Source organism: Azospirillum sp. B506 (genome assembly GCF_000333595.1).
Classification (GTDB): Bacteria; Pseudomonadota; Alphaproteobacteria; order Azospirillales; family Azospirillaceae; genus Azospirillum.
This window is the reverse complement of the sequence record NZ_BADK01000634.1, coordinates 1-4098: the sequence shown is the minus strand read 5'-3', so window position 1 is coordinate 4098 and position 4098 is coordinate 1. Positions and strand designations below refer to the sequence as shown.

Here is a 4098-nt window from a genome sequence, read left to right as displayed (position 1 = left end):
GCAAGATCATGCCGACCGAACTGCCCCAGTACCGGGCGCATCTTCTCCGCCTCGACCGGGCGGACCGTTATGCCCGCTTCACCGGCACCCTGTCGGACGAGGCGGTGGAACGGCATTGCGCGGCCATCGACTGGGGCCGCACGGTCATCCTGGGTGCCTTCGAGGACGGTGTGCTGCGCGGGGCGGTGGAGTTGTGCGGCGACCGCCTCCTCTGGCCGGAACAGGCGGAATTCGGCATCAGCATCGAGTCGGGCCTGCAGGGCAAGGGTGTCGGCAGCACGCTGGTCCGCCGCATCCTGACCGTCGCCCGCAACCGCGGCATCCGCCACGTCCACATGATGTGCCTTTCGGAGAATATCCGGATGCGCGCCCTGGCCCGCCGGTTCGGCGGCCAGCTGGGGCTGGATGCCGGCGAGATCACCTCGGTTTTCGAGCTGCCGCCGCCCAACCAGTTCTCCATCGCGCTCGAAGCGCTGGAGGACGGCAGTGGCGCCTTCAACAGCATCCTGTCGGGCAACGCCATCCTTGCCCGCCTGTCCACCCCGCAGCAGCGACTGGCCGCCTGACAGCGGCATCTGTCGGGCCAGCCGGCCGCGATCCTGTGCTCTTTCCGCCGCGTCCTGCCCTTGTGATGGCGGCGGGTCACTCAAGCGGTTGAAATTCGCCGCCGGATCGCGAAACTCCGGCCCACGCGCGGTGCGGTTGCCGCGACTGGAATTCGGCGGGTGCGACGATGGGCGAGACGAAGAACGCGGCGATGGTCGGAGCGGGTGAGGCCAAGCCGGCCCGGTGGCAGTTCTGGGTGGACCGCGGCGGCACCTTCACCGACATCGTCGGCCGCCGGCCGGATGGGTCGGTGGTGACGCACAAGCTGCTGTCGGAGAATCCGGAGCGTTACGCCGACGCCGCCGTCCAGGGCATCCGAGAACTGCTGGGCCTGAAGCCCGGCCAGCCGATTCCACCCGATACGGTGGAGGTGGTGAAGATGGGCACGACCGTCGCCACCAACGCCCTGCTGGAACGCAAGGGCGAGCCGACCGTCCTGTTGATCACCGAAGGGCTGGGTGACCAGCTGCGCATCGGCCATCAGGCCCGCCCGAAGATCTTCGCCCGCCACATCCATCTGCCCGACCAGCTCTATTCCCATGTGGTCGAGGTGCCGGAACGCGTGATGGCCGACGGCCGGGTCCTGAGGCCGGTCGATCTGCATGCCGTTCGCCGCGGTCTAGAAGACGCCTATCGCAAGGGCTTCCGCGCCGCCGCCATCGCGCTGATGCATGGCTATCGCTATCCGGAACATGAACGGCAGGTCGCCTCGCTGGCGCGTGCGGTCGGCTTCACCCAGGTGTCGGTCAGCCATCTGGTCAGCCCGCTGATGAAGCTGGTCGGCCGCGGCGACACCACGGTGGCGGACGCCTATCTCTCGCCGGTGCTGCGCCGCTATGTCGACCGGGTCGCCAACGATCTCAGCGTCGACGGCACGCCGGTGCCGCTGATGTTCATGCAGTCCAACGGCGGCCTGACCGATGCCCGCCGTTTCCAGGGCAAGGACGCCATCCTGTCCGGTCCGGCCGGCGGTGTGGTGGGGGCGGTGCGCACCGCCGGGATGGCGGGCTTCGACCGGGTGATCGGCTTCGACATGGGCGGCACCTCCACCGACGTGTCGCACTATGCCGGCGAGTATGAGCGCGCCTTCGACGCGGTGGTGGCCGGGGTGCGGGTGCGGGCGCCGATGATGCACATCCACACGGTGGCGGCCGGCGGCGGTTCGCTCTGCGTCTTCGACGGCACCCGCTTCCGCGTCGGGCCGGACAGTGCCGGCGCCAATCCGGGTCCTGCCTGCTACCGCCGCGGCGGGCCGCTGACCGTCACCGACTGCAATGTGATGGTCGGCAAGATCCAGCCGCGCTTCTTCCCGCATGTCTTCGGCCCGAACGGCGACCAGCCGCTGGATGCCGAGGTGGTGAAGGCCCGCTTCGCCGAGCTGGCCGCCACCGTCAACGCCAAGCTCGGCACGACGATGACCCCGCAGGAGGTCGCCGAGGGCTTCCTGCGCATCGCCGTCGACAACATGGCGAACGCCATCAAGAAGATCTCGGTGGAGCGCGGCTATGACGTCACCGGCTACACGCTGAACGGCTTCGGCGGGGCGGCGGGCCAGCATGTCTGTGCCGTCGCCGATGCGCTGGGGATGACGCGGGTGTTCCTGCACCCGCAGGCCGGCGTGCTGTCCGCCTACGGCATCGGGCTGGCCGACACCGTCGCCATCCGCGAGCGCGCGGTGGAAGGTCCGCTGAGCGACGCCGTGGTCGACCGGCTGACCATGCTGTTCACCGACCTGGAGACCGAGGGACGGGCGGAACTGACCCGCCAGGGCGTCGATGCCGGCCGGCAGGCGATCAACCGCCGCGTCCATCTGAAGGCCGCCGGCTCCGACACCACCCTGACCGTCGCCTTCGGCTCGAAGGTGGCTATGACCAAGTCCTTCGAGGAGGCGCACCGCCGCCGCTACGGCTTCCTCACCCCCGGCACCGCGCTGGAGGTGGAGTCGGTGACGCTGGAGGCGGTCGGCCTGACCGACGTGCTGGAGGATCCGGAGTTCCCCGCCACCACCGCGGTGCTGCCGCGCCGGCTTGCCACCGTCGCCATCCACAGCGCCGGACAGCGCCGCGAGGCGCCGCTCTACGACCGCCGCCAGCTTCAGCCCGGCAACCGGGTGGTCGGCCCGGCGATCCTGGCCGAAGCGGTCTCCACCACCGTGGTCGAACCCGGCTGGATGGCTGAGGTCACCCGCAAGAACCATCTGGTGCTGACCCGGCTGGAGCCGGCGACCCAGCGCCAGGCGGCCGGCATCAAGGGCGGGGCGAAGGTCGATCCGGTGATGCTGGAGGTCTTCAACAACCTGTTCATGTCCATCGCCGAGCGGATGGGGGTGACACTGGAGAAGACCGCGCGCTCGGTGAACATCAAGGAGCGTCTGGACTTCTCCTGCGCTCTGTTCGACCGCGAGGGCGGGCTGATCGCAAACGCCCCCCACATGCCGGTCCATCTGGGATCGATGGGCGAGAGCGTGCGTGCCGTCATCCAGCGCCGTGGCGGAGCCTTCTCCGCCGGCGAGAGCTTCGCGCTGAACGATCCCTATCATGGCGGCACCCATCTGCCGGACATCACCGTCGTCTCTCCGGTGTTCGACGAGGCGGGCAGGGAGTTGCTGTTCTTCGTCGCCTCGCGCGGGCATCACGCCGATGTCGGGGGCATCACCCCCGGCTCCATGCCGCCGGACAGCCGGACCATCGCCGACGAAGGCGTGCTGCTGGACTGCGTGCCGCTGGTCGAGAACGGCCAGTTCCGCGAAGAGGCCATGCTGGAGCTGCTGCGCTCCGGTCCGCATCCGGCGCGCAACCCGGCGCAGAACATCGGCGACCTGAAGGCGCAGGTTGCCGCCAACGAGCAGGGCACCCGCGAACTGCACCGCGTCGTCCGTCTGCACGGACTGTCCACCGTCATCGCCTATATGCGCCATGTGCAGGACAACGCCGAGGAGCAGGTCCGCCGTGCCATCGGCGTGCTGAGCGACGGCGATTTCGCGGTGACGCTGGACAACGGCGCGGTCATCAAGTTGCGGGTGTCGATCGACCACGCCGCGCGTTCGGCGATGGTCGATTTCTCCGGGACCAGCACCCAGCTGACCAACAACTTCAACGCCCCCTCGGCTGTCTGCCGGGCGGCGGTGCTGTATGTTTTCCGCTGTCTGGTCGATGACGAAATTCCGATGAACGAGGGCTGCCTGCGCCCCATCGAGATCGTCATCCCGCCTGGCTCCATGCTGTCGCCCAACCCGCCCGCCGCGGTGGTGGCCGGCAATGTGGAAACCAGCCAGTGCATCGTCGATGCGCTGTTCGGCGCGCTGGGGGTGATGGCATCGGCCCAGGGGACGATGAACAACACCACCTTCGGCAATGAGTGGCACCAGTATTACGAAACGGTCTGCGGTGGGGCCGGTGCCGGCAACGGCTTCAACGGCACCGATGCGGTGCAGACCCATATGACCAACTCGCGCCTGACCGATCCGGAAGTGCTGGAATGGCGCTCCCGGTG

The 4098-nt window shown here is 68.8% G+C and carries 2 protein-coding genes; both read left to right on the top strand.

From position 1 onward, the window contains the following. The coding region (locus I71_RS18920) for a GNAT family N-acetyltransferase (RefSeq protein WP_042696482.1) at positions 1–566 on the top strand (566 nt) is incomplete at its 5' end. A gap of 167 nt (positions 567–733) precedes the next feature. Next, positions 734–4098, top strand: a 3365-nt coding sequence (locus I71_RS18915; RefSeq protein ID WP_042696480.1) for a hydantoinase B/oxoprolinase family protein, incomplete at its 3' end; no start/stop codon positions are given.